Origin of the sequence: Sporosarcina sp. NCCP-2331 (assembly GCF_023707945.1) — a bacterium.
Lineage (GTDB): Bacteria > Bacillota > Bacilli > Bacillales_A > Planococcaceae > Sporosarcina > Sporosarcina cascadiensis.
This window is the reverse complement of record NZ_BRCD01000016.1, coordinates 1-25,519: the sequence shown is the minus strand read 5'-3', so window position 1 is coordinate 25,519 and position 25,519 is coordinate 1. Positions and strand designations below refer to the sequence as shown.

The following is a 25,519-nucleotide window of genomic DNA, read 5'->3' as shown; positions in this document are numbered from 1 at the left end:
TCATTCACATCCTTTTCGTTTAGCATATGTAAGCAATTAGCCTAACGTTCCGGTTGCGAAATCCTGCACCATAAAAAAAGCATTTACCGCTCACAAGGAGCTGATAAATGCTGTAGCCAGGCCTAAATAGATGATGATACTGATAACGTCATTCAATGTGGTGATAAAGGGTCCGGAGGCCACTGCCGGATCAACTTTGATCTTATGCATGAACAGCGGAATGAATGATCCCGATATTGTAGCAACAAAGATCGACACTAGTGTAGCTGTACCTACGAGCAGAGCAATGACTAATTCATGTTTCCACACAAATATCAGCAATACAACAAATATTGCACAGACTAACCCCGTAATCAGCCCGGTGCCTGCTTCTCTTATCAGTAATTTCAGCTTGCTTTCATCTTCAATATCCCGTGTAGCAATACCCCGGACAGCAACGGCTAACGACTGCGTACCGCTGTTCCCTGCAGTACCCGCAATCAGCGGAATAAAGACTGCCAGCAGAGCTACTTGAGAAATAGTTTCCGTAAATAAATCAATTAAATTTGCCGTCAGCATGCCGAGTACAATCAATGTAATCAGCCAAGGAATCCTTTTCTTTGCTGCGGAAAGAGAGTTTTTATCAAATGTATCCATTGTCGATACACCGGCAAGTTTGGAATAGTCATCGGAAGCTTCTTCGTCTATGACGTCAATAATATCATCGACTGTGATGATTCCTAAAATATGTTGCTGAAAATCGACAACAGGAACGGCCAGGAAATTATAGTCCTGAATTGTTCTGGCTACATCTTCCTGATCATCCGAAACAGATACACTGACAATTCGGTCGCTCATAATATCACGGATAATCGTATCTTCATCTGCAATAATGAGATCACGCAATGACACAACGCCGTTCAGACGCTGATGATCATCGACGACAAAGACATAGTAAATAGTCTCCGCACTGGGTGCTTCACTGCGCAGAATCGTCATAGCAGAACGTACAGTTGAATTCTCAGGAACCGTAACAAATTCTGTCGTCATGATCGATCCGGCTGTGTACTCTTCATAATGTAGAAGGGCTTTAATCTGAATTGCCGCCTCTTGATCCATCAGTGTCAGATAGCTGACGACTTGCTTTTTATCAAGTTCTTTCAGGACATCAACCGCATTATCCACAAACATATACGAGATCATTTCTGCGGCATAAGTCGCGTCCATCTCCTCAAGGAACTCTTTGTATTCATCTTCTTCAATTTCACTTGTCTCGAAAATCTCAGCAAGTTCTTTTGGTGATAAGTAAAAATACATCAATTCTCGAAGTTCGGGACTGACTTCTTCATAAAAAATTGCTCTGTCATATGGATGAAGGGCTAAGTATTCTTGTCTAAATGACTGGATATCTTCTTTTAAAAGTAATTCACGCAAGCTATCTTCATCAAAGACCACTTCGTTTTTCATTTCTTCTGGTTGATTGGTCATGAGGCACACCTTCCCTTCCGCATTTACAGTTTACACTATATTCTTCTATTATTCCCCGGGAAATTAATTCTTTTTACAGCTGAATACTCTCACTGCTCTGTAAAAAATGCTGCATGTCTTCCGGTAATGCGCTATCAAATTTCATCCTTTCATTCGTTAGCGGATGAAGGAAACTGATTGATGAACAATGCAGCGCCTGCCTTGGAAATGAGTGATTCACAGCCCCGTATAGATTATCGCCGACTAAGGGATGGCCCGCCCACTGCAGATGAACGCGGATTTGATGAGTCCTCCCCGTATGCAGTGTTAATTCCACTGCCGAAAAAGGAAATGACTCTCTTACATAATTACCCAAAAACTTAACATCTGTTTTTGCATACTGCCCATCCTGCCGTACTGTCCGCTCGATAATACTGCCTTCTTTTCTGCCGATCGGCTGCTCGATTGTCATCCAGGCAGGAAATCCGGCCCCTTCTGCAAATGCTGTATAACTACGGTGAAACAGCTGCTGATTCATCTGCTTGCTCAATAAATGATGAATATGCCGATTTTTCGCTGCGCAGATTACACCAGAAGTATCTGTATCCAGTCTTGTCACCATATGGGCAGTCGATAAAATTCCCTCTGATTCAAATTTACCGCAAACAAAATTAGCGAGCGTCCCCGTCGGATGATTACGAGAAGGTATCGTACTCTGGCCTGCTGGCTTATCCAGCAATAAGATCGTTTCGTCTTCATATAAAATCGACAGTTTTCCGTATTCGGGCTTCAGACCTTCACTTAGTTGTTCGGGTGGAAACTGTACCGTGACTCGATCGCCGAGCTGCAAAGAATGGCGGACGTTCCGGACCTCGCCGTTCACTAAAATCTGTCCGCCTTCGTATTTTATCGCTGTTAATGTGGTTTTTGAAATATCATTTTTCGACAGGAATTCACGCAGCAACATTTCTTTCCGCGCTTCAAATTCGAGTTGAAATAAACGGTCAGTTCTTTGCTTCATCGTCTTCACGTTCAAAACGCAGATCACTCGCCACGAATGATTCATTGACGCGCTTCCAGAATGGGAAAGGTCTGAAACGGGCAAAGCCCATTTTTTCATTCGAAACTTTGTACTCAATCGATTTTACGTCTTTATGAAGCAATTGCAAATGATCGACTGTTACCATGAAATCCGGTCCTTTTACCGGTGTCAGCGTGCAAATATGATGATCAGGCAAAATCAGCGGAGAACCGACCGTACGGAAAACCCGGTTATTGATCGATGCCATTTCAGTCAGCTGCATGGACGGCAATGACGGATGGATGATCGCGCCGCCAAGCGATTTGCTGTAAGCCGTAGAACCCGATGGCGTAGACATGCACAGACCATCTCCTCTAAAACGTTCGAAATGCTCGCCGTTTAATTCAACGTCCATCACCAGCGTGACTTCAGGCGATTTAACTGTTGACTCGTTCAAAGCCAGATAAGAAGCACTTTTTTCGGAATGACGATAATTGATCGTCACCTCAATCAGCGGATACTCGATGACTTCATACTCCTGTCTTGCGATTAAAATGACTAATTTCTCTATCTCTGAAGGCTTCCAATCCGCGTAAAATCCAAGATGCCCTGTGTGGATCCCTACGAATGATGTTTTGTCTAACCGGTGTATGTATTTATGGAAAGCATGCAACAAGGTTCCGTCACCGCCAATCGACAGCACGATATCCGGTTCCTCCTCGTCATACTTTAAGCCGAAATCCCGCAAATATACGCGCGCTTCCTTCATTAACTTATTCGAAATCTCATCGTTTCGCGACTGAATAGTGAATTTCATTAAGTCACTTCCTTTCTTTTTCTGTGATTTCTGATATTCCATTACCATTCGCAATTATACCTGTTCTAGCACAGGCCGGAAAACTTCTTCAACGGCCGCACTGAATGTCTCACCATAATTATCATTTCCCTCAATATTCATTACTAAAGCCTCTAATTCTTCAAACGCACCATCTAAATGAATTTTCTCATCGTTCCATACGATAACGGGATCGTACTTATTCAGCAGCATTTCCACCAGACCATTCCAGCTGTCCTGCTGAAAATACGCATAACGATAACCCGACTCATGATCAAATACATAAACGAAAGATTGTCGGTCTGTGTCGGTCAGCATTTTTCCAGTCGGCGAACCTAACGGCCACTCAGTTTCCGGGGCTAAAATGAACTGTATCTCATTGTCCTGCTGTACCGTTTTTATTATTTTATTTTTACTATCCACAGGGATCACTTCCTTAATTGATGTCTTTACGTTCAGTCTACCATATGACACACTCAGTTGCATTTTGTTATTGTACATTCTGGGTTAGAAGTTGCTATAATAGATATAATCGACCAATAAACTTTAATTGAAATACAAAATAGGGGGAGAAAGTATGAACCTGGACACACAAAATATGCGGATGCTTCTGGAAATAAACGCTATTCAAACTCTCGGAGCGGTTCAATCCTTCAGTACACAATCTTCCGGAAGTTCGAATGAGTTCCAGTCTATGCTCGCGCAGCTTATGGTGGACAGTGGCGGAGCACTCGGCTCTGAAGTGGCGGCACTGCCTGAAAGCCTGCTTTATCAGGGCTCAAATCCAGTGTATTCGCCTGTTTCGATGCCTGCCGTTCCTATGCAGAATCCGTTGTCCGCGATTACTGCACAGCCGGCGGCAGCTGGGACATATAATGGGCGTTATGAGGATATTATTAAGCAGGCGGCGGAAAAATATCAGCTGCCGGAAAAACTGATTGCAGCTGTCATCAAGCAAGAATCCAATTTCAACAATAATGTCACCAGTCACGCAGGTGCGGCAGGACTTATGCAGCTCATGCCTGGCACGGCGAAATTCATTGGAGTAACGGATCGTTTTGACCCGAAACAAAATATTATGGGCGGCGCCAAATATCTGAAAAATATGCTGAATCAATTTGGCAATGTCGAAACAGCATTGGCTGCCTACAACGCAGGTCCGGGAAACGTAAAAAAATACGGCGGTATCCCTCCATTTAAAGAAACCCAGCAATACGTCAAAAAAGTCATGAACTATTACGGACAGATGGTGTAATGGCATCGTTGTACGTCAAACAGCCAGCGTCTGCTATATAACAATGCGCACGAATAAGTTCTTTTATTTGTATAGAAAATCGTTCGTTGATAGAATAAGGAGACAGAAGAACGAAAGGGTGTGAATGTAATGACCCGAAAACCTGTTATCCCTTTCGAAGAGATTGGCGAAAAAAGGTTACATGAAATGATTGATCGCTTTTACGAAAAAGTCGCGGTACATCCGGATCTCTACCCGATATTTCCTGACGATTTATCCGAAACTGTTCGGAAACAAAAACAATTCCAGACACAATATTTAGGCGGCCCTAACTTATATACAGATGAACATGGCCATCCCATGATGAAAGCTCGACATATGCCTTTCCCCATAACGCCTGCCCGCTCCCAAGCCTGGCTTGCGTGCATGGAAGAAGCAATGGATGAAGTGGGACTGGAGGGACCGCTTCGAAATGTCTATTATCAGCGCCTTGTCTTAACAGCCAACCATATGGTAAATAGGAACGAGGAGGAAGACCAGTGAACTATCTAACTGTTATTGATGATACGTTACACTATTCTGCTTCAGCTAAACCGATTGAACTTTATGTATTTTTGGATCCTTACTGCAAAGACTGCTGGTCGCTCCAACCGCTTCTGCGTAAACTGCAAGTCGAATATGATCATTATTTTACGCTTAGAATCGCACTGCGCACGCCCATGAATAAATTGAATATACCGCAGCTTGCCGACACAAATGATCCTTCTTCATCGAAGCGTTCAAACCCATGCTTTCCAAGCATTGCCGTAAAAGCTGCAGAGTTTCAGGGAAAGCGTGCCGGTTTTCGCTACCTTTCCTGCTTATTGGAGTATTCTTTCATGAAGAATCGTGATGTGGCATCATTTTCTGTTCTGGTAGAAATAGCAGCACGAATTAATTTGGATGTCGATGAATTTATCGTTGATTTTACATCCGAAGAGACACGCCGCGCGTTGCAGGTCGATATGTTTCTAGGAAATGAAATGGAAGTGGATGAAGCGCCGACTTTCGTATTCTTTAATAGCAATATTGAAGATGAAGGCTTAAAAGTGAGCGGTCTTTACGATTATCCAATCTATGAGCAAATCTTAGAGGAGTTAATTGGCCAGCAAATTTTACCGGATATCCCGCCGCCGATCAGTTCATTGTTCAATCGCTTTGATCTGCTGACGACAAAAGAGGTTGCGGAAATCTATCACATTTCAGAAAAAGAAGCTGAGCGTGAGTTAAAGAAGCGCTTATTGAAGCAGCAAATTGAACGTATCCCTTTTCAAGACCGGACCCTTTGGCGCAAGAAGCAGCCGAATTGTTCATTAATTAAATAGCACTTATTCAAAACCGGGATAATATTTGTTTATTATCCCGGGTATTTTTTTGTTTGATAGTAGGTCCTGTTTACAAAATATGTATTTATTTATCAAATTAGAGCCGCAGTCTAAAGGATGGTTGTGATGTAGAATACCGTTTCCCTGCGTTCCAGGCGGACGCGTTCCGGAGGGCCCTCGGTGAGCCAACTGGTCGCTTCGCTCCCTTTAGTTGTCTCATCCTATCGGGCTGATCCTCCCGGAGTCGCCGCCTTCCACTCCGGTACACTAGGCTGATGTTTCAGAACTTTTTATGTGAGTGACAATATGAGCATACCGTCTTAGATTGTTATAATAAGTACTGTTTTCATGCATTACTTATCATTCTACAGAGGCTAAGATTTTTGTGATCAATGCATTTGCATAGTCGAGAAACGGGAACAAAACTAACTTAGCTCACACTCTGTAAAAATGCAGCAAGTCATACATTCCCCACACCAGCGAAGGCGCAACTGCGGGGTTAGCCGGTGCTGTGAGACAACTGGCGTGGTCTTTGCCAGCTGGCTCACAGCGTAAGGCAATCCCCCAGCGCCGAAGCGGATTTAAACTGCAAACACATCCCCCATTCAAACTTCTTGCAAGGTCGAGAAACCGGGAACAACACTAACTAAACTCACACTCTGTAAAAATGCAGTATGTCATACATTCCCTACACCAACGTAGGCGCAACTGCGGGGTCGGCCGTGGCTGTGAGACTGCTGGCATGCTCTTCGCCAGTAGGCTCACTGCGTAAGGCAATCCCTCAACGCCGAAGCAGATTCATACTGCAAACTCACACTTCGCTCAAACATAATACAAAGTCGAGCAACGAAACCATACCAACTAATTCTACACTCTGCAAACAAACCAGCATGTTATAAATTCTCCGGATCAAAAGAAAAGAGCACTCACTCCTGGGGGGGAGTGAATGCTCTTTTTCAAAGGGAATGGGAGAAATGTTCACGTTCAAACAAAAGGGGTGTATGTTTGGTATGTGATTTATTCCACACCCATACCATATCACAAATTGCATATAACTTCAACAAATTAAGCCCGTATTCCTTCGCATGTCCCACCTTTCGACAAGACCTTGCGAATGCCCCGGAACCTATTACCCTCTTCTAGCCAAAAGCTGTTCCAGTTCATGTAAACGCTCTTCAAATACACGGCATGCATCTTCGATCGGCTGCTCAGATGTCATATCAACTCCGGCTTTTTTCAGCACTTCAATCGGATAATCAGAGGAACCTGCCTTCAGGAAATTGGTGATATATCTGTCGACTGCCGGCTGTCCTTCTTCCAGAATCTGTTTGCTCAATGCTACAGCCGCGCTGTAACCAGTCGCATACTGATAGACATAATAGTTATAGTAGAAGTGAGGGATACGCGCCCATTCCAGACCGATTTCCTCATCACTAACTATCGCTTCTCCATAATATTTCTTATTCAGAGCATAATACTCTTCTGTTAATTTTTCAGCCGTTAACGGCACGCCTTCTTGATCCAGCTTATGAATCAACTGTTCAAACTCTGCAAACATCGTCTGACGGAATACGGTTGCACGGAATCCGTCCAGCCAATAGTTCAGCAGATAAATACGTTGATCTTCATCTGTTGTCACTTTCAATAAGTGGTCGTTCAGCAATGCTTCATTCACTGTAGAAGCTACTTCTGCTACAAAAATGGAATAACCGCTGTAGATAAACGGCTGATTCTCACGGGAATAATAACTGTGTACACTGTGCCCGAATTCATGTGCCAGCGTAAATAGATTGCTCACATTATCCTGCCAGTTCATGAGGATATACGGATTCGTACCATATGAACCTGAAGAATAGGCGCCTGAACGCTTACCTTTGTTCTCGCGCACGTCCACCCAGCGATTCTCCAGTCCTTCTTTGACAATGGACTTATAGTTCTCGCCAAGCGGATGGAAGCTCTCAAGCATCGTCTCTTTCGCTTCTTCATAGGTGTATTTGATTTCCGTATCTTCTACGAGCGGCGTATACATATCCCACATATGAAGTGTATCGGTCTGCAAAACTTTTTTGCGCAAAGCAACATAGCGGTGCAGTGAATCCAGATTTTTATTGATTGTTGTCACAAGGTTCTCATATACCTGTTCCGGAATATGATTGCCTGACAACGCCGCTTCTCGTGCAGAGCTGTAGTTTCGGATTCTTGCGTTGACGTTATGCGCTTTGACATTTCCGCTTAATGTAGAAGCGAATGTATTTTTGAACTCTCCATATCTTGAATACATCTCTTTGAAAGCAGCTTCCCGTACTTTAGGATCTTTGCTTTCCAAGAAACGTGAGTAACGGCCATGCGTCAGCTGTACTTCGCTGCCGTCTTCGTCCTTCACCATGCCAAACGTCAAATCGGCATTATTCAGCATACTGAATGTTTCAGCGGGCACTCCCGTCACTTCTGAAAGCTGCGCAAGCAATGCTTCCTGTTCTGATGAAAGGATATGTGCGCGTTCTGCATTCAATTCTTTGAACTCCTGCTTATATAAACGCAAACCTTCATGGGATTCAATCGTTTGATTCAGCTGCTCTTCATCAATAGAAAGTAATTCGGGTGTGAAATAAGAAAGTGCTGTGGAGACTTTGACAACCAATGTCTTAATACGGCCGTCCATCGCCTGATAATAGCTATTCGTTGTATCCTGATCCGTCTTCAAATGAGCATACGTGTACAATCTGCGCAGACGCTCCGCTAATTTGTCACGGTAAGTAAGTGCTTCGAAAAGCGTTCTGGCACCGTCACCGAGTTTTCCTTTGTATTCTTCGGCTTCATTCACCATTTCTTCTACTTTCAGATATTCTTTATCCCATGCTTCATCGGAATTGAAAATATCTTCCAAACGCCATGTTTCTTCCTCTGCCACTTCATCGCGAGTCAATACCTTATTATCATTCGTCAATCAAATTCCTCCTTCAGCCTATTCAACGTAATTCCAATCCATTATATTTTCTCAATTCTTTGCATACATTGCAAGAAATCGCCCTGAAAGGACCTCGTAAACAAAATCCCCATCTGTAAATCGATCCATACGGTAGATATCTATGCGTTCTTCGCGCAAAAAGTCTCCATATGAGCGGCAGGCAGCCAGCAGATCGTCGGGTTCGCCATCGAATTGCTTAATGAATGTATGAAAAAATGACGTATTAAGCTGATCAGGTGACTTTCTCGTTTCTCGGACAGCTGCGACAAATAATAATTGCCACTCGCAGTCCGATTGCCTGAATGCTTCCTGACCTTGGACAGGCACTCCGATCCAGGCAGGCAGTTGAACCGGCTGAATGCGCATTTCATAACATGCCCGTAAAAACTGATTGTGTATGCCCTTTTGATTATATGCAATGACGGTACGCAAATATTTTCGGCGGGCAGACTGATAATGAAGGGCAAGCTCGCGGATATCTGTCTGGCTGGGAGACGAAGGAAGGGAAAACGGAACGGTCTGTTTATGCAATGACAATGTCAGATGCCGGGCAGCATATGTCGAACCTTGTAAATGAATAATCGGGCTGAGATAGTGGAATCGTTCACTTTGAGGATGATAGGTAAGAAGGACGGACATTCGGTTAGGGATCTGCCGAATAAAAAATTGAAGAAATGAAGATAATCGAAGAGTAAGAATGTCAGCTGAAGGAGTTTGGACCGACTGGGGTGTCAGAATGATCCAGACAGGAAGCATATTCAATAGATAATAGCCTGCATTTCGCTGCCGGACCAGCGAAGGGGAAATGGTACTGCATTGAAATTCAACCGGAACTTCTGTATCGCCCCACACGACGAGCAAATCCGGCCGCTGCTGTATGTCTGGCAGAAACGGTTCGAGCTTCACAGCGGGTGTATGGTGCGAGAAAAATTCATACAGCTGACTTTTACCTAGCAAGTGTGCCGGAGATTCACCTTCCGAAAAGCTATTTCGGCAGGATGACTGCTGATAGTGGGCAAAATGCGGAATAACCAGATCACCGACTTTCAAAATCAACTGTTCTTTACATTGGGGACAATAAAAGGATTCTTGTTTACGCCGTTCTCTCAAGCTTTCCAGGGATTGACTTCTAGTTAGGATGACTAGTTCCCCTTCAGCTGTATGAGCTGTCAACAAGGACTTCACTCTCCTCTCCACTTTATCTTACAAATTTTCAGATTACTTAGCAAGCATTTTATTTCACTAAAAAAAGCTACCAGTATATTGGTAGCTTTTCAGTGTATTATGCAAAATATTTATCAACTTGTTTGAATACATCAGACGCCATGACGGAAGTACCGTATTCTTCTAAACGGTGTATCGTCAATTTAGATGGTGAACCGAATTCTGAAATCATGCTGGCAATATCTTTGGCACGTTTCGTTTCGATGAGAGAGTAATCAAAACGCAAGTTAAGATAGTAACGATTTTCGAAAGCATATAGCTGAGTTTCGAACTCGTCTTCTAAAGAGATCATCTTAGCCGCAAGAGGAATCAGTTCGTCAAATTCATGGAACATGTACAATCGGTCCGTCAGCTGCACTTCTTCATTTTCCTCTTCTGTTTCATTGATTGCGTCAAAAATTGGATCAAATAACTCTTCCGGATCTTCAATGCCAAAAGGAAATTGCGAACTTTCAGCGTTCTTCGGCAGATGCGCCCGGGTAACGATCACTTCAATTCCCTCATTCATCGCATTGACTTGAATCCATAGCGGACCTTCCACTTCAAACTCTGTGTCGTCCCCTAATTCATCCATCATATCCCAAAAAAGCTCTTCGCTCTTTTCGCGGTTGTACCATACGTCCTCTTTGCTGAAGCCGCGGTCCTCTATATCTCCATATGATAAATAAAACTTTACCGTATTCTCATTAATTCTCTCTATTTCCATCCCTTATCTCTCCCTTCTGTAAAACAGGCCTTCCCCTGTTATATAATTTACTCGCATGCAATGCTTACTCTACTATATGTCTGCCAAACCGAATTCGAAAGGGTTTATTTCATTTGCCTAAGCATTGAAGCGAAAATCCTAGAGGAATCCAAGGGAAATTCAATTCAAAAAAGCTGATAGGCACAAATGTATCCAGTGTGTCATCCCTATCAGCTTTTGTATTTAGATTAGTTTACCATACGCCGCGCTTCGAGCAGCTGATAGGCTCTAACTTTTCTCGGTAGGAAACGACGAATCTCATCTTCATTGTACCCTACTTGAAGTCTTTTTTCATCTAGAATGATTGGTCTTCTCAAAAGACCTGGATGTTCTTGAATTAATTCATATAAACGCTGCAACGGAAGGCTTTCTACATCGACATTCAACTTTTGGAAAATCTTAGATCGTGTAGAGATAATTTCATCTGTCCCGTCTTCCGTCATGCGAAGAATTTGTTTGATTTCCTGAATATTCAATGGTTCAGAGAAGATATTACGCTCTGTATAAGGAATCTCGTGTTCCTCCAACCATGCTTTTGCTTTTCTGCAAGATGTACAACTAGGCGATGTATAAAGTGTTACACCCATTCCTGACACGTCCTTTCCCGGCTTACGCTCATTTAGATTTGATATGTTTAAATTTCTAATTAGAATTATTATAATTTATGTTGATACTGCTCATTATACACATATTCATTCTCAATTAATATAGTTTTTCAAAAAAACTTTTGAAGATTTTTTGCATTGGATATTTTTTAATGGACCTTCGATAAATCGAGATGTTTTCAGCAATAAATGAACATCTTCTCTTTTTATACCCCATACTGATTTGAATTAAACCTGCTGAATAAAATTAGTAGGATTCTCATTTAGATTTCTCATCTGCTGCTGCTTCTCTCTCTTATAGTACGTACAGATGTACTGAAAGGTTTCATTATAATCAGAAATACTTTCAGGAAGTTGCAATTATCAGCGCAAGCCGATATACTTTTAGGTAATAAAACAACGGCATTGAAGGAAAAAGTATTTTTGCCGCGATTTTTCCAGAGAGCTTGTACAAGGTGTGAGCAAGCAAAATCGCCCAAAAAGAATGGGATCCCGAGCCTGATGGATGAACACAAGTACTCCATCACGTCTTCCGCGTTAACGGAACAGAGCGGCTTTTTACAAAAGCAATTCGGGTGGTACCACGGTTCCCAACATCAATCGTCCCTATTTACAGGGAGGACTGATGTTTTTTTATGCCGTTTTTCAGTCTTAATTCGGGTTTGGATTAATTATTATCCAGTTTGGGATTTCACTGCAGGTGGGGCGCTTTCCCGAGGGCGTGGCTTGAGCCTCCTCGTCCGCTGACGCTGCCTGCGGGGTCTCAAGACGCACGCTGATCCTCCGGGAGTCGCCCCACCCTCCGCTTCAATCCTATGTTTTGTTGTGAGGGAATGTAGTGAACTCACTGCAGCTGTCTAACATCTGGGAAGTTTTGTGGATCACGTAGTATATAAAGTATTCATGTCTCATTAGCATATTTTAAATCCAAAAGTTAACTTGTTTGCAGTCTTGAATCATATCGATGCAAGTTTGGATTGATTTCGAACTTTTAACTTCATCTTTAGATTTGAGAATTTATATGCATAATAGCTACAGCGAACTAAACTAAGTATTTCACCACAAAAAATTAGGGATTGAAGCGGAAGACGGTCGACTCCGGGAGGATAGGTCGACAGGTGATGACAACTTAGGGGAGCAAAGCGAGAGCCGTAACGAAGAACGGCTTTTGCGAGTAAAAGCGCAGCGTTAGGAGCACGTCATTGCTCTCCAAGTCGGCTTACCGCGGGCCCTCCAGAAAGCGTACCGTCTGAAGCGAAAATCCCCATGCCCAAAACCTTATATGCGTACATTTTTAAAACAACATAAAACCAGGAGGAAACAAAAATGAAAACTATATTCTCAGGCGTTCAGCCTACAGGCGTCATCACACTCGGCAACTACATCGGTGCATTCCGTCAATTCGTCGAGCTGCAAAACGACGAAGACTGCATCTTCTGCATCGTTGACCAGCATGCTATCACTGTCCAGCAGGAACCGGATGAGCTGAAGAAAGCAATCAGAGCCCTCGCAGCCACGTACATTGCCAGCGGCATCGATCCGGAGAAGTCCACACTCTTCATCCAGTCCGAAGTTCCGGCACACGCACAGGCCGGCTGGATCATGCAGTGCGTCTCCTACATCGGAGAACTCGAGCGCATGACACAGTTCAAAGATAAATCAGATGGTGCGGAAGGTGTATCGGCCGCATTGCTTACGTATCCTCCTTTAATGGCTGCTGATATTCTTCTGTACAACACCGACATCGTTCCTGTCGGCGAAGACCAGAAGCAGCATCTTGAGCTGACGCGCGATTTAGCGGAACGTTTTAACAGCCGCTACGGAAAAGTATTGACCATTCCAGCCGTTCGTATTCCTAAAAATGGCGCACGCATAAAATCTTTACAAGATCCACTGAAGAAAATGAGTAAATCGGATGCGAATAAAAAGGCAACGATCACCATTTTGGACACGCCGAAAGAAATAGAAAAGAAAATCAAAAGTGCGGTGACAGATTCGGAAGGCGTTGTGAAGTTCGATGTGGAAAACAAACCGGGTGTTTCCAATCTGTTGATCATCGAATCTTCATTAGGCGGAAAGACCATCGCTGAATTAGAGGAAAAATATAAGGGTGTAGGCTATGGAGCGTTTAAAGCCGGCGTTGCAGAAGCAATTAATGAACATTTAGCTGTGATCCAAAAGCGGTATTACGAGCTGATTGATTCTCCTGAGCTGGACGCTATTTTGGACCGCGGAGCTGAAAAAGCCAACGATATCGCTTCTGCTACTCTTAAGAGAATGGAAGCCGCAATGGGCTTGGGACGCAGACGGTAAGCAGCAATATAAAACTCGCGATCAGCAGGAAAGTGAAATCCGCCGATTGCAGCATGAACAGCAGGATTTGTTGATAGGTATAGCCCATCGCAGAGTAGTTTAAGTAGAAAAGCAGATTAGCCGTTGATACGACAATCACACAATAACTGCAGATAAATGCCAGAAAACGTGTCACACTGATCCTCGCCTTTTCTTGTTTTCTTTCATTATATGTGTGGAGGAGCCCACTTTAGACGAGCATGCAAAAAACGGAAAGAGCCGCAGTGGCCCTTTCCGTTTTTTATTATATTTTTTTAAATATTAATGAAGCGTTATGACCGCCAAACCCAAGCGAGTTGCTCATCGCATAAGTAATATTTGATTTACGCGCTTCATTTACGACGTAATCCAAATCACATTCCGGATCCGGAGTTTCATAATGGATGGTCGGCGGGATGATGCCTTCCTGAAGAGCTTTCACGGTGAAGATTGCTTCGATTCCGCCGGCAGCGCCAAGCAAATGGCCTGTCATCGATTTTGTCGAGCTCATCATCAGTTTATAGGCATGATCACCGAATACTGTTTTAGCCGCCATCGTTTCGAATAAATCGTTATACGGCGTACTTGTTCCGTGCGCATTGATATAATCGATTTGATTCGGCTCGATGTCCGCTTTCTGCAGCGCCTGGACCATCGCACGCGCGCCGCCTTCTCCGCCTGGTGCAGGAGCCGTAATATGATGCGCGTCTCCAGTCGAACCGTAGCCTACGATTTCTGCGTAGATCTTTGCCCCGCGTTTTACTGCATGTTCATACTCTTCCAGAATTAAGATCCCGGCGCCTTCCCCCATGACAAAGCCATCGCGGTCCTTATCAAATGGACGGGATGCTTTCACGGGATCTTCATTCAATGAAAGCGCAGTGCTTGCAATGAAACCTGCAACAGCAAGTGACGTAATCGGCGCCTCTGTCCCGCCTGTAATCATCACATCTGCGTCTCCGCGAAGAATAACTTCAAATGCGTCACCGATAGAATTTGTACCGGAAGCACATGCCGTAACTGAACAAGAGTTGATTCCTTTTGCACCGGTGAAGATGGATACTTGTCCTGCCGCCATGTCCGGGATCATCATCGGAACGAAAAATGGACTGACCCGGCGATAGCCTTTTTCAAGAAACGTGTTGAATTGTGTTTCATGTGATTCCATGCCCCCGATTCCGGAACCGATCCACACACCTGTGCGGAGTGCAGTCTCATCATCCAGCTCCAGATCAGCATCCTTCATTGCCATCAATGACGCAGCGACCGCATAGTGTGTAAAGCGGTCCATCTTACGCGCATCTTTACGTGTAACAAACTGCTCGATATCAAAATCTTTGACCTCAGCCATCACACGCACCGGGAATTTCTCCTGATCCAGACGGGTCATGATATCGATGCCTGATTTCCCTTCAATTACTGCATTCCATGAGTCCTCAGCTGTATTTCCTACTGGTGACACACCGCCGATACCTGTAACCACTACACGTCGTTTTTCCAAGTTCAAACTTCCTTTCTATCGTTAACTTTATTGTTTATTTTTCTTTACTTACCCCATTTTATACATAGCGCGCCCCAAGTCAAGCCGCCGCCGAATCCAACCATGACAATTACATCATCATCTTTGACGCGGCCTTCCGCCAGATCATCGACCAATGAAATCGGAATCGATGCAGCAGATGTATTGCCGTATTTATGAACGGACTTTGACATCTTTTCAACCGGCAGTCCCAGTCGTTCTCGCGCTGCTTCCATGATACGGATATTTGCCTGGTGAGGAATTAAATAGTCCACATCATCTTTCGTCAAACCTGCTTTCTCTGTAACAGACAGCGCAGACTCACCCATCTGGCGAACAGCAAACTTAAATACTTCACGGCCGTTCATTTCAATGAATTTATCGTGGCGCAAATGCTTTCCGCCCGTTCCGTCTGCACCCAGCTCAAATGAAAGAATTCCTCTGTCTCCGCTCACTTTACCGACAACTGTTGCACCGGCACCGTCACCGAAAAGAACAGCCGTATTGCGGTCTTCCCAGTCTGTGATCTTTGATAGTTTTTCAACGCCTACTACGAGTACATAATCATAGGTGCCAGATTCAACGAACTGCTTGGCAGTTACAACACCATACATAAATCCTGCACAAGCTGCTGATATATCCATTGCCGCCGCATGTTTTGCACCTAAACGTTCTTGTATCATCGTAGAAACAGAAGGGAACGAATAGTCGGGCGTTACCGTCGCAACGAGAATCAAGCCAAGCTGATCTGCACTGATTTCAGCTGATTCCAATGCCTGCTTCGCTGCTTCAAATGCCATGTCGGAAGTATTTATCATATCATCAGCAATTCGCCGTTCCTCTATCCCCGTCCGTGAACGAATCCATTCATCAGATGTATCTATGCGTTTTTCCAAGTCTTCATTGGTTACGATCTGCGGCGGATTATATTTTCCCATTCCTAACAATCCTGCTCTCATCTCATCTACTCCGTTCCTTATCATCTATTATTAGTACCTGGTGTTAATTATAGAAGAAAATCGGACGTTTTTCAATACAAGGACACTTTTTCGTCAAAAATAGATCATATTATCATTTCATCGTTTGGATGGGCTATGGTATGATGTACTTTGAAATAGACTAACCGAGGTGAAAATCATGCAATATATTATGACATTTGTTTGGTCGTTCTTATTAGTTTCCATGTTGAACTATGTTGCTGGTTCAATTGTAGGTACTGAATTCGACTTCATGGCGGGCGTTACCGTCTCCATCGTATTAGCTGTATTGGTTCTGATTATCACAGCAGTTATTCCAGACGAGTCACCGGCAGACGTGTAATAGACGGCCAAAAAGCGTAAGCACCTATGTGCCTACGCTTTTTTATATGGTTACACTTGTCCAACCTGAACAACTAATTCCCCGTCTTTCATCAGTAAATGAATTTGTTCGCCTTCCTGCATGCCGCCTTTAATGACTTCTTTCGCCACTTTCGTTTCCACATGGCGCTGGATGAAACGTTTCAGCGGACGTGCACCAAAATCTGCATCCGCTCCTTCTTTGACAATCCAGTCAAGCACCTCATCGTCATACACTAACAGCACATCTTGTTCGGCCAGGCGCGCAACCAAATCGCCAAGCATTTTCCGAGTGATGGCTTTAAATGAATCATTCGTCAAAGAGTGGAAGATAATGATATCATCCATCCGGTTCAGCAGCTCCGGTTTGAAATGACGGCGCAGTTCCGCCATGATCAAATCTTCTTTTGCATGGTCTTCCTCATCCAGATTCCCTTCCAATAAATAAGCCGAGCCGATATTTGATGTCATAATGATGACCGTATTCGTAAAGTTCACCAATCGTCCCTGACTGTCTGTAATCCGTCCGTCGTCTAAAATCTGGAGCAGAATATTTGCGACATCCGGATGCGCTTTTTCGATTTCATCCAATAACACAACAGCGTATGGATTGCGCCGAACTGCTTCCGTCAGCTGACCGCCTTCTTCATAGCCGATGTATCCGGGAGGTGCCCCGACGAGACGCGACACACTGTGTTTCTCCATATACTCCGACATATCGATCCTCACAAAATGATCTTCCGAATCAAACAGCGTCGCAGCCAATGTCTTCGCAAGTTCCGTCTTACCGACACCCGTCGGCCCCAGAAACAGAAACGAGCCGATCGGTTTATTAGGATCCTGAATTCCTGCACGTGCACGCCAGACTGCTTCAGTCACCAGCTGTACCGCATTGTCCTGCCCAATGACACGTTCTTTCAACGTTTCATGCAAACGAAGCAATTTCTCCCGCTCGCCTTCCACCAATTTCGTCACCGGAATGCCTGTCCAGCGTGCCACAATTGAAGCAATTTCTTCCTCTGTCACTTCTTCACGCAATAACCGCAGTTCTTTACTGTCTTCCAGCGGACTTTCCAATGCTTTCAACTCTTTTTCCAAAACAGGAATCTTGCCGTACTGCAATTCAGCGGCTTTATTCAAATCAAAACGGCCTTCCGCTTCTTCCAGTTCTCTGCGGTAACGGTCCAGTTCTTCCCGCTTGCTCTGCACTTCTTTTAATGAAGCTTTTTCACTGTCCCACTGCTCGCGCATATCTTTCGAAGAATCTTTCAGTTCCTGCAATTCTTCACGCAAAGCTGCAAGACGGGTCTGACTCATCGTATCTTTCTCTTTGCGCAGCGCCTGCTCTTCAATCTCAAGCTGCATGATGCGCCGTGTCACCGCGTCCAGCTCCTGCGGCATCGAATCAATTTCCGTCCGGATCATTGCACTTGCTTCGTCAATCAAGTCAATCGCTTTATCCGGCATGAAACGTTCTGTTAAATAGCGGTCCGACAGTGTTGCCGCCGCAACTAACGCCCTGTCATGAATCCGTACGCCGTGGTGCAGTTCAAAACGTTCTTTCAATCCGCGCAAAATCGAAATCGTATCTTCCACAGACGGCTCACGCACCAATACTTGCTGGAACCGGCGTTCAAGCGCTGCATCTTTCTCGATATACATCCGGTACTCATCAAGCGTTGTCGCACCGATACAGTACAATTCCCCTCTGGCAAGCATCGGCTTCAGCATATTCCCCGCATCCATCGCGCCTTCCGTTTTCCCCGCTCCGACTATTGTATGGATTTCATCAATGAATAAAATGATTTCTCCATTACTCTCTTTCACTTGTTTCAATACGCCTTTCAGCCGCTCTTCAAATTCTCCCCGATACTTGGCGCCCGCGATCAAAGCACTCATATCCAATTCAAAAATCTGGCGGTCCTTCAATCCTTCCGGCACATCACCTTTGACAATACGCTGCGCGAGTCCTTCCACGATGGCCGTTTTACCGACACCCGGCTCCCCGATCAATACGGGATTATTTTTTGTTTTTCTCGATAAAATCCGAATGACATTCCGTATTTCTTCATCCCGACCAATGACCGGATCCATTTTTCCATTCTTTACTTCATCTACAAGATTACGTCCAAATTGCTCCAGAGGCGAGCGCTGGTCTTCCTGCATTCCGTCCATACGCATAAACATCCACCTTTCATTTATTTGACTTTGACTATCTTTGATTAATTCAATTATAATTCATCCTCAGATGAAAGTAAATTGTTTTGCTTCGGATATAATGGGATGGTTTCCTGCAAAAAACCACTCACACAAGGCAAGTGGCTGTAAGGCTCAGACTAATTTTCGCGGTGCTAGGACTACCCCGTCTTCATCTGCATAGACGTAGTAACCCGGCACCCATTCCACGTTTCCGAAATGAAGCACTTCGTTTGTTTGACCTTCCCCGCGCTTAATACTTTTCACCGGCATGCTGCCAATCGCCATCACACCGATCTCCTGCGTTCCGAGATCCGCTGTATCCCGGGCGCACCCATAAATAATAATACCCGCAAGTTTTCGGTCCTGCGCGATTTCGCCGAGCATATCCCCCATCAATGCACAGCGCTTCGAACCTCCTCCGTCCACCACCAGCACGTTGCCTTCCGGGATGATCTGCAAAGCTTCTTTGACGAGTACGTTGTCTTCGAAAACTTTGACGGTTGAGATCGGCCCCGAGAACCGCTTGTGCTTGCCGTACGATTTGAACTCCACCGTGCACACCTGCAGTTCCTCAATGAAATCATCACATAAATCCGCTGTTTTAACTGACATTTTCCTATTCCCCCTAGTACGTATGGTTACACTTCACATTCATACTATTCGACAAAGTTTGGCATTTCCTTCTTTATTAAGTGGAGAACTTGTAAGTGTAAGGATAACGTTTCCCTGCGTTCCAGGCGGACGCGTTCCGGAGGGCCCTCGGTGAGCCAACTGGTCGCTTCGCTCCCTTTAGTTGTCTCATCCTATCGGGCTGATCCTCCCGGAGTCGCCGCCTTCCACTCCGGTACACTGGCTAGTTTTTCAAATATTCTTGTGTGAGCAGGCAGTATGAGCATAGTATCTGAGGTTATTTGATAGGCGTGGTATTTCATGCATTACTTATGATCCTGCAAAGGCTTAAATTCTTTTGATTAATGCGTTTGCAAAATCGAGCAACGAAAATCCGCACATACTAAATCCACTCCCTTCCAAACTGCAACATGATTTTCGCAATACATACGTGACAGGTTGTCAAGAATAGATTTTGGTGCAGCCCCTTAAAATCTGAAAGATATTATTGCATTAATCTCTGAACCAGTAAGGGATAATAAGTTGCTACTAGTTTTCAACTTTGCCAATGAGACATGAATACTTTATATACTACGTGAACCACAAAGCTTCTCAGATTTTAGATAACGCCAATGAGTTTACTTTGTACTTGCATAAAAAAGTAGGATTGAAGCGGAGGGCGGGGCGAAATGCAAAGATGTGCTCCCAACGCTTCGCTTATGCTCGCAAAAGCCGTTCTTCGTTACGGCTTTTCCTGCGGGAACAGCACGAGCCGAAGACCCTAGACTGAGCGAAGCGAGGGAAGCGGCTGAGGCCATGCCCGCGGAAAGCGTCCCCGCCTGAAGCGAAAATCCCATGACCAACACAACGTAGCCTTTTCACTTCATTAAAACAAAAAACCATACTACATTGAGTATGGTTTGGATTGCTTATTATCGTACGCCGAGCGCCATTTTAGCATAGCGTGACATATTTTCTCTGGACCATGGCGGGTTCCAGACGATATCTACTTCTGTATCTTTCACCTCAGGCAGCTCCATCAGTTCCTGCTTGATATTCGCTACAATCTGCGGCCCCATCGGACAGCCCATGGAAGTCAGCGTCATCGTAATCTTAGCCACACCTTCGTCAAGCAGCTCTGCGTTATAGACTAAACCTAAGTTCACAATATCAATACCCAGCTCGGGATCAATAACATTCTCCAACGCGCCAAACAGGTACTCTTTGATTTCTTCTTCGCTCATCGGAATGCTCCTCTCTGTTATGTTCTGATTTCATCTTACCAACTTACACTCCTGCAAGCAAATGCTGCGCAAGCCAATCCACAGAAGCCAGCATCCCGGGACGCGAAACAGAATGTCCCGCCTCGTCATCAGGCATCCACTTCAGACGCTCCGGATGACCTGCATAATTTTTTTGAATCTCCAAATAAAATTTCTTCGTTAATTCAAACGGCACCAATGTATCTTGCTCCCCATGCCACATGAACAGCGGGCGTTCATTCAGTCTATCCGGATTTTCTGACAGATCGACTCGGCCAAGAGCCGCAAAAAGCTGTTCGCGTTCTTCCGGCGTAACCGGCAATTCCCGTCCGCCTCGTTCTGCATAGGAAATCTGTCCTTTCGCCAGTTTGACGAATGCCGGTGAACCCATCATGACGGAAGCCGCACTGATCCATTCATAGCTCGCAAGGCAGCCGAATGTTGTCAGTCCGCCCATCGAAGTGCCGCCCATACCAACTGGCGTACTGCCATCAATCAGGTTTCTGGTTCTCAGCTCTTCATACAGAATTCCTGCTTCTTTAATGTTGGACAAAACAATTTCCCAAAACTTCAGCGCCAAATGAAATTCATCCAGATCCTCTGCCCGTTCTCCATGAAGCATGCTATCCGGCAGAATTACACGGATTCCTTGTTTCGCCAAATTATAGGCGTAATGCAAGTTATGCTCTTTCGCACTCGTAAACCCATGAAAAAACAGCACCACCGGAAGCTGTTCCTGCTCTTTGGATTCCTCCACGATATGAAGCACCGGGATATGCTGCCAATGTTCCGAACGAATAATCATACGAATTCCCCTTTTCCTGCGATCTTTAGTGTTATTTTAGGATAGCAACAATTCAGCCAGAAAACAAAAAGTTCGCCTTGTTCGCGTTTTTTTGACTTACCCGCCTCATTAGCGCTAAACTATGAAGATATAATGAGCAGACTGAAACATATTATAAAGCAATAGGAGAGGATACTTTGAAACCACATTTGATTGTTTTGGACTTAGATGGAACATTATTAACTGATGAAAAAGTAATTTCTCCTAAAACGGAAAAAACGCTGCAGCTTGCTGTTTCGCAGGGACATCATGTCATGATTGCAACAGGCCGGCCATACCGTGCGAGTGAAATATACTACCGTCAGCTTGGCCTGACTACACCGATTGTCAATTTCAATGGAGCATTCGTTCATCATCCGACAGATACGTCATGGAAAACGATGCACGAAACGATTGCACTGCCGATTGTCAAAGAAGTGGTCGAAGCCATGCAGGATTTTTCAGTGGAAAACATTGTGGCGGAAGTAATGGACGATGTCTACGCACAGTATCATGATGAACGTTTCCTCGATATCCTCAGCTTCGGCAATCCAATCATCACAGAAGGCGATATTCGAACATCATTAAAAACGGATCCTACCAGTCTGCTGATCCAGGCCAATGATCAGACAGTCGATCCGATCCGCCGCCATTTGGAAAATATACATGCGGAAGTGATTGACCACAGACGCTGGGGAGCGCCATTCAATATCGTCGAAATCGTTCGCCATGGTCTGAACAAGGCAGTTGGCATTGACGCGGTTTCCAAGTGGATGAATATCCCGAAAGAGCGGATTATCGCGTTTGGCGACGAAGATAATGACTTGGAAATGATCGACTATGCAGGAGTAGGCGTCGCAATGGGCAACGGCATCGACCGTCTCAAATCTATAGCAAATGAAGTAACCGATACAAATAATCAGGACGGCATCTCTTTAATTCTCGAAGAGCGTCTTAATTTGAAGAAATCCATACTTAATCAATAGAATATTTGTCCAAGGGGGAATTCCAATGAAAATTTTTGCTGACAGCGCCAGTGACCTGCCTCAATCTTACTTTGAAGAAAACGATGTAGAACTGTTTCCGCTGAGTGTCCTGCTCGACGGAAAAGAATATGATGATATCGTGGAAATTAATTCTAAAGAAGTGTTTGATGCCATCCGCCAGGGACAGCAGCCGAAAACTTCACAAGTCTCACCTGATTTGCTGATGAAAACATGGAAAGAGCTTGCAGCGTCTGGAGAAGACGGCATCTATATTGCTTTCTCCTCACAGCTTTCGGGAACTTACCAGACAGCCGTCATGACGAGCGATCAGGTAAAAGAAGGCAATCCGTCGATGAATCTGGTGCTCATTGATTCGCGCTGTGCTTCACTCGGCTATGGACTTCTCGTAAAAGAAGCGGTCCGTCTGCGTGAAGAGGGATTGAATGTACGGGAAATCGAACGAAAGATTCGTGCGATGGCCTCACATATGGAACATTTATTTACCGTAGAAGATTTGGATTACCTGGCAAAAGGCGGACGCGTTTCAAAAGCGAGCGCATTTTTTGGTGGATTGCTCAATATTAAACCCTTGCTTCACGTCGAAGGCGGAAAACTCGTGCCGATCGAAAAACACCGCGGACGAAAAAAAGTACTGCGCCGCATGATCGAAGTGATGGAAGAACGCGGCAGCAATCTCGAGGAGCAGACACTCGCCATCAGCCACGGTGACGACGAGGCAACTGCGCTGGAATTCAAAGCAATGATTGAAGAAGTCATTCAGCCAAAAGCGATTGAAATTCATCAAATCGGCTCAGTTATCGGTTCACATGCAGGACCCGGCACCATTGCACTGTTCTTCTTAAATAAAGTAAGCCAATAAAAAAAGCCGGTCCACAAAAATTACTATGTGGACTGGCTTTTCTCATTGTTATTTAGTTTCCTGCTGTCTTTTTAGTTTCTCATCTTTTTTGCGCTGTCTGCCTTTACGGAAGATGGCAAACAGGAATGACAGGAAGAATACATATACTAAAATAGAAGCGATTAAATAGGGTGTGTTGAACCCTTCATCCTCTTCTACGATATAAATCTCTGCCAGCTCACGATCCAGCACAACGTGGAACACATGGTCTTTTGTCTCTTTTACTAAATCTTGACCGAGAACACCGCGAAGCTTTTTCTTCTCCCCGATTTCAGCCGGATCAATTTCTAAGCTCTGCACTTCGGAAGTATTATTGATGGCAATAATCCATTTTTCTTTTTCGGATGAACGCTCAAATACCGTGAACCCGCCTTCATTGTGCAACATACGGAAGTCCCCGTTGCGCAGCGTATCCGAATCATTCCGAAGCGTATTGAGATCCCCGATCCACTCATGCAATTCCATATCCGTCTTAAAATTAAAGAAAGGATGTGACTCAGGCGCTTCTTTGCCGTTTACAGCAATTTCTGTCGCATACGGCACAAGCGGCACACCCGGCAGCATGAATTGTGCTGCAGTCGCCACTTTCCAGCGTGTTGGCGGGAACTGTCGCAATTCCACCATTTTGTAAGTGAAACGCGGCCCTGTCAAATCATCGAATTGAAGTAATTTATTCGCATTTTCATTGGAGAACTGATCCATTGCGGAAGAGTCCGGGTCTACCTGAACGAATGACTCTTGTATCGCGTCACTGCGTTCTGCAGCAGGCATGCTGTCGAATGAAGCGTCACTTGCTTCATTGGTAATGACATAGAGACCTTCACGCTCATTTTTAAGCGCTTCGATCATCCGGTCCAGGAATGCTGTGTCCGCTTGCTTCAGCTTCGTCAGACGGAGTCCGTCCAGCTTGTACTCTTTGACAAATTGTACAGCTGCACCGATCAGCTGATCCTGCACTTCTGTGTTGCCCAAGTCCCAGTCAATGGTACCTTCTTCAGCTGGAGCAGAAGCGAGTTTATCAGCCCAGATGTGATCGGCACTGACGTTTCCAAGGGGGAAATCCGCCATGACTTTAAAGTCTGCCTCATGCATTTCTGAAAGCAGTTGTGTGAATTCTTCTGACGTGCCAAAATGCGGTTCAAGCTCTGTGTAATCGAGTACTTGATTGCCGTCATATGTAGCAGTTTTGAAAACAGGCCCCATGGAGATCATGGTGAAATGCATATCAATCAAGTGCTGCAGCCTGTTGCTGATACCGGCAAAGTCTCCGCCGTTAAAAGCATGGGGGTCCTGGGCATTGACGTCAAAATCATTGGTTCCCAGGCCGTTGTTGAAACGGTCGACGAGCAGATCATAAATACTTTCATCGCTGAAGGTCTTTTCTGTTTCTGCATAAGTGACCGGTTGTGCTATAGATAGGGCGAGCATGCAAGCTGCCAGTAGTCCGGTGATTCGTTTCAATTTAGTAAATCCTCCTTACGCAAACTCTTTTATCAGTTTATCAAACGCCAGAACCCCGCGCCATTCTTTCTTCTCATTTACTCAGCCCTCAACTGTAAATACGGCAATCCTGTGAATTGCTTGCTTCAGCCAGTACTCTTTCCGGAGGGCCATGGTGATCCAGCATACGGTTAAGTAGAGAGAGACCGTTACCCTGCGTTCCAGGCGGACGCGTTCTGGAGGGCCCGCGGTGAGCCAACTTGGTCGCTTCGCTCCCGCAAGTTGTCTCACCTGTCGGGCTGATCCTCCCAGAGTCGCCGCCTTCCACTCCGGTACACTGGCTGGTTTTTCAATACTTTTTATTTGAGTGAGAGTATGAGCATGCTATTTGAGTTTTTTTACGATAGATGTTGCGTTTCATGAAATACTTATCATTCTGCAAAGTCAAGAAATCAGAACAACACCAGACTAGATCCACACCCTGCAAAAACAGCATGTCATACTTATGGATACAAACCTGCTTTAAACCAAGCCAATAAGACATGAATACTTTATATACTACGTAAAACACATAACTTCTCAGATTTTAGAAGATGGCAGTGAGCCTACTAAATACTTACACAAACAAAAGTAGGATTGAAGCGGAGGGTGG

Annotated in this window: 22 protein-coding genes and 1 other annotated feature; of the genes, 7 read left to right on the top strand and 15 right to left on the bottom strand. The window is 44.8% G+C overall.

All coding sequences use genetic code 11. From position 1 onward, the window contains the following. Positions 1-90: 90 nt before the first annotated feature. The 4 genes from mgtE to NCCP2331_RS10610 all read right to left on the bottom strand — a co-directional run bounded on the left by mgtE (position 91) and on the right by NCCP2331_RS10610 (position 3,725). Positions 91-1,467, bottom strand: a complete 1,377-nt coding sequence (gene mgtE / locus NCCP2331_RS10625; protein WP_153720605.1) for a magnesium transporter — start codon at positions 1,465-1,467, stop codon at positions 91-93. Positions 1,468-1,540: 73 nt separating this feature from the next. Then, positions 1,541-2,512: an RluA family pseudouridine synthase gene (locus tag NCCP2331_RS10620; RefSeq protein ID WP_285835518.1), complete on the bottom strand. Its 972-nt coding sequence runs from the start codon at positions 2,510-2,512 to the stop codon at positions 1,541-1,543. Further along, positions 2,451-3,284 carry an NAD kinase gene (locus tag NCCP2331_RS10615; protein WP_153720607.1) on the bottom strand — a complete coding sequence of 278 codons (834 nt, stop codon included), beginning with the start codon at positions 3,282-3,284 and terminating at the stop codon, positions 2,451-2,453. The genes NCCP2331_RS10620 and NCCP2331_RS10615 overlap by 62 nt, the downstream gene beginning before the upstream one ends. Before the next feature lie 54 nt (positions 3,285-3,338). Then, entirely contained in the window at positions 3,339-3,725 is a 387-nt protein-coding gene (locus NCCP2331_RS10610; protein WP_251670569.1) for a UPF0738 family protein, read from the bottom strand. A 160-nt stretch (positions 3,726-3,885) separates the two neighbouring features. On the opposite strand from NCCP2331_RS10610, the gene NCCP2331_RS10605 reads away from it, so the two are divergent. From NCCP2331_RS10605 to NCCP2331_RS10595, 3 genes are all read left to right on the top strand, one after another. Next, complete coding sequence (locus NCCP2331_RS10605) at positions 3,886-4,557, top strand: lytic transglycosylase domain-containing protein (protein WP_251670631.1); 672 nt, start codon at positions 3,886-3,888, stop codon at positions 4,555-4,557. 129 nt (positions 4,558-4,686) lie between these two features. Then, positions 4,687-5,079 (top strand): globin domain-containing protein, encoded by a 393-nt coding sequence (locus NCCP2331_RS10600; RefSeq protein WP_153720610.1) that lies wholly within the window; start codon positions 4,687-4,689, stop codon positions 5,077-5,079. Continuing rightward, the gene (locus tag NCCP2331_RS10595) at positions 5,076-5,900 is read left to right on the top strand and encodes a DsbA family protein (protein ID WP_153720611.1); all 825 of its coding nucleotides are present in this window, start codon (positions 5,076-5,078) and stop codon (positions 5,898-5,900) included. The genes NCCP2331_RS10600 and NCCP2331_RS10595 overlap by 4 nt, the downstream gene beginning before the upstream one ends. Positions 5,901-7,029: 1,129 nt before the next feature. On the opposite strand, the gene pepF is transcribed toward NCCP2331_RS10595, so the two are convergent. The 4 genes from pepF to spxA all read right to left on the bottom strand — a co-directional run bounded on the left by pepF (position 7,030) and on the right by spxA (position 11,424). Continuing rightward, entirely contained in the window at positions 7,030-8,847 is a 1,818-nt protein-coding gene (gene pepF / locus NCCP2331_RS10590; RefSeq protein WP_153720612.1) for an oligoendopeptidase F, read from the bottom strand. Positions 8,848-8,898: 51 nt separating this feature from the next. Next, the gene (locus NCCP2331_RS10585; protein ID WP_251670567.1) at positions 8,899-10,044 is read right to left on the bottom strand and encodes a competence protein CoiA; all 1,146 of its coding nucleotides are present in this window, start codon (positions 10,042-10,044) and stop codon (positions 8,899-8,901) included. Between the two features lie 106 nt (positions 10,045-10,150). Continuing rightward, positions 10,151-10,798, bottom strand: coding sequence for an adaptor protein MecA (gene mecA, locus NCCP2331_RS10580; RefSeq protein ID WP_153720614.1), 648 nt, complete (start codon positions 10,796-10,798; stop codon positions 10,151-10,153). 227 nt (positions 10,799-11,025) lie between these two features. Next, a complete protein-coding gene (gene spxA / locus NCCP2331_RS10575) occupies positions 11,026-11,424 on the bottom strand; it encodes a transcriptional regulator SpxA (protein ID WP_009765721.1) in 399 nt (132 codons plus the stop codon). 414 nt (positions 11,425-11,838) lie between these two features. Beyond that, positions 11,839-12,053, top strand: a binding site (T-box leader). Positions 12,054-12,768: 715 nt separating this feature from the next. On the opposite strand from spxA, the gene trpS reads away from it, so the two are divergent. Further along, positions 12,769-13,755: a tryptophan--tRNA ligase gene (trpS, locus tag NCCP2331_RS10570; protein ID WP_153720615.1), complete on the top strand. Its 987-nt coding sequence runs from the start codon at positions 12,769-12,771 to the stop codon at positions 13,753-13,755. 283 nt (positions 13,756-14,038) lie between these two features. Here trpS and fabF read toward each other — a convergent pair whose 3' ends face one another. Both fabF and NCCP2331_RS10560 read right to left on the bottom strand, forming a co-directional pair. Further along, entirely contained in the window at positions 14,039-15,274 is a 1,236-nt protein-coding gene (fabF, locus tag NCCP2331_RS10565; RefSeq protein WP_153720616.1) for a beta-ketoacyl-ACP synthase II, read from the bottom strand. Between the two features lie 44 nt (positions 15,275-15,318). Beyond that, on the bottom strand, positions 15,319-16,251 hold the full coding sequence (locus tag NCCP2331_RS10560; protein WP_153720617.1) for a beta-ketoacyl-ACP synthase III: 933 nt from the start codon (positions 16,249-16,251) through the stop codon (positions 15,319-15,321). 178 nt (positions 16,252-16,429) lie between these two features. On the opposite strand from NCCP2331_RS10560, the gene NCCP2331_RS10555 reads away from it, so the two are divergent. Next, positions 16,430-16,612 carry a YjzD family protein gene (locus tag NCCP2331_RS10555; protein WP_153720618.1) on the top strand — a complete coding sequence of 61 codons (183 nt, stop codon included), beginning with the start codon at positions 16,430-16,432 and terminating at the stop codon, positions 16,610-16,612. A 50-nt stretch (positions 16,613-16,662) separates the two neighbouring features. Here the strand turns inward: NCCP2331_RS10555 and NCCP2331_RS10550 are convergent, their stop codons facing one another. The 4 genes from NCCP2331_RS10550 to NCCP2331_RS10535 form a co-directional block, all read right to left on the bottom strand. Further along, positions 16,663-18,804: an ATP-dependent Clp protease ATP-binding subunit gene (locus tag NCCP2331_RS10550; RefSeq protein WP_194841029.1), complete on the bottom strand. Its 2,142-nt coding sequence runs from the start codon at positions 18,802-18,804 to the stop codon at positions 16,663-16,665. Between the two features lie 156 nt (positions 18,805-18,960). Next, the gene (rraA, locus tag NCCP2331_RS10545) at positions 18,961-19,440 is read right to left on the bottom strand and encodes a ribonuclease E activity regulator RraA (protein WP_251670565.1); all 480 of its coding nucleotides are present in this window, start codon (positions 19,438-19,440) and stop codon (positions 18,961-18,963) included. Between the two features lie 929 nt (positions 19,441-20,369). Then, entirely contained in the window at positions 20,370-20,681 is a 312-nt protein-coding gene (locus tag NCCP2331_RS10540; RefSeq protein ID WP_153720621.1) for a metal-sulfur cluster assembly factor, read from the bottom strand. Positions 20,682-20,724: 43 nt separating this feature from the next. Further along, positions 20,725-21,504: a prolyl oligopeptidase family serine peptidase gene (locus NCCP2331_RS10535; protein WP_251670564.1), complete on the bottom strand. Its 780-nt coding sequence runs from the start codon at positions 21,502-21,504 to the stop codon at positions 20,725-20,727. Positions 21,505-21,680: 176 nt separating this feature from the next. Between NCCP2331_RS10535 and NCCP2331_RS10530 the strand changes: the two genes are divergently transcribed. Both NCCP2331_RS10530 and NCCP2331_RS10525 read left to right on the top strand, forming a co-directional pair. After that, positions 21,681-22,508 carry a Cof-type HAD-IIB family hydrolase gene (locus NCCP2331_RS10530; protein WP_251670561.1) on the top strand — a complete coding sequence of 276 codons (828 nt, stop codon included), beginning with the start codon at positions 21,681-21,683 and terminating at the stop codon, positions 22,506-22,508. Between the two features lie 25 nt (positions 22,509-22,533). Continuing rightward, positions 22,534-23,388 carry a DegV family protein gene (locus tag NCCP2331_RS10525; RefSeq protein WP_251670559.1) on the top strand — a complete coding sequence of 285 codons (855 nt, stop codon included), beginning with the start codon at positions 22,534-22,536 and terminating at the stop codon, positions 23,386-23,388. A 48-nt stretch (positions 23,389-23,436) separates the two neighbouring features. Here NCCP2331_RS10525 and NCCP2331_RS10520 read toward each other — a convergent pair whose 3' ends face one another. Continuing rightward, positions 23,437-24,888 (bottom strand): alpha-amylase family glycosyl hydrolase, encoded by a 1,452-nt coding sequence (locus tag NCCP2331_RS10520; protein ID WP_251670557.1) that lies wholly within the window; start codon positions 24,886-24,888, stop codon positions 23,437-23,439. Positions 24,889-25,519: the final 631 nt, after the last annotated feature.

Coding starts and splice junctions, on each gene's coding strand:
- NCCP2331_RS10555 (WP_153720618.1), top strand. CDS start 16,430: ATGCAATATATTATGACATTTGTTTGGTCGTTCTTATTAGTTTCCATG.
- NCCP2331_RS10535 (WP_251670564.1), bottom strand. CDS start 21,504: ATGATTATTCGTTCGGAACATTGGCAGCATATCCCGGTGCTTCATATC.
- NCCP2331_RS10540 (WP_153720621.1), bottom strand. CDS start 20,681: ATGAGCGAAGAAGAAATCAAAGAGTACCTGTTTGGCGCGTTGGAGAAT.
- mgtE (WP_153720605.1), bottom strand. CDS start 1,467: ATGACCAATCAACCAGAAGAAATGAAAAACGAAGTGGTCTTTGATGAA.
- NCCP2331_RS10560 (WP_153720617.1), bottom strand. CDS start 16,251: ATGAGAGCAGGATTGTTAGGAATGGGAAAATATAATCCGCCGCAGATC.
- rraA (WP_251670565.1), bottom strand. CDS start 19,440: ATGTCAGTTAAAACAGCGGATTTATGTGATGATTTCATTGAGGAACTG.
- mecA (WP_153720614.1), bottom strand. CDS start 10,798: ATGGAAATAGAGAGAATTAATGAGAATACGGTAAAGTTTTATTTATCA.
- NCCP2331_RS10620 (WP_285835518.1), bottom strand. CDS start 2,512: ATGAATCATTCGTGGCGAGTGATCTGCGTTTTGAACGTGAAGACGATG.
- NCCP2331_RS10525 (WP_251670559.1), top strand. CDS start 22,534: ATGAAAATTTTTGCTGACAGCGCCAGTGACCTGCCTCAATCTTACTTT.
- NCCP2331_RS10600 (WP_153720610.1), top strand. CDS start 4,687: ATGACCCGAAAACCTGTTATCCCTTTCGAAGAGATTGGCGAAAAAAGG.
- NCCP2331_RS10550 (WP_194841029.1), bottom strand. CDS start 18,804: ATGGACGGAATGCAGGAAGACCAGCGCTCGCCTCTGGAGCAATTTGGA.
- trpS (WP_153720615.1), top strand. CDS start 12,769: ATGAAAACTATATTCTCAGGCGTTCAGCCTACAGGCGTCATCACACTC.
- NCCP2331_RS10615 (WP_153720607.1), bottom strand. CDS start 3,284: ATGAAATTCACTATTCAGTCGCGAAACGATGAGATTTCGAATAAGTTA.
- spxA (WP_009765721.1), bottom strand. CDS start 11,424: ATGGGTGTAACACTTTATACATCGCCTAGTTGTACATCTTGCAGAAAA.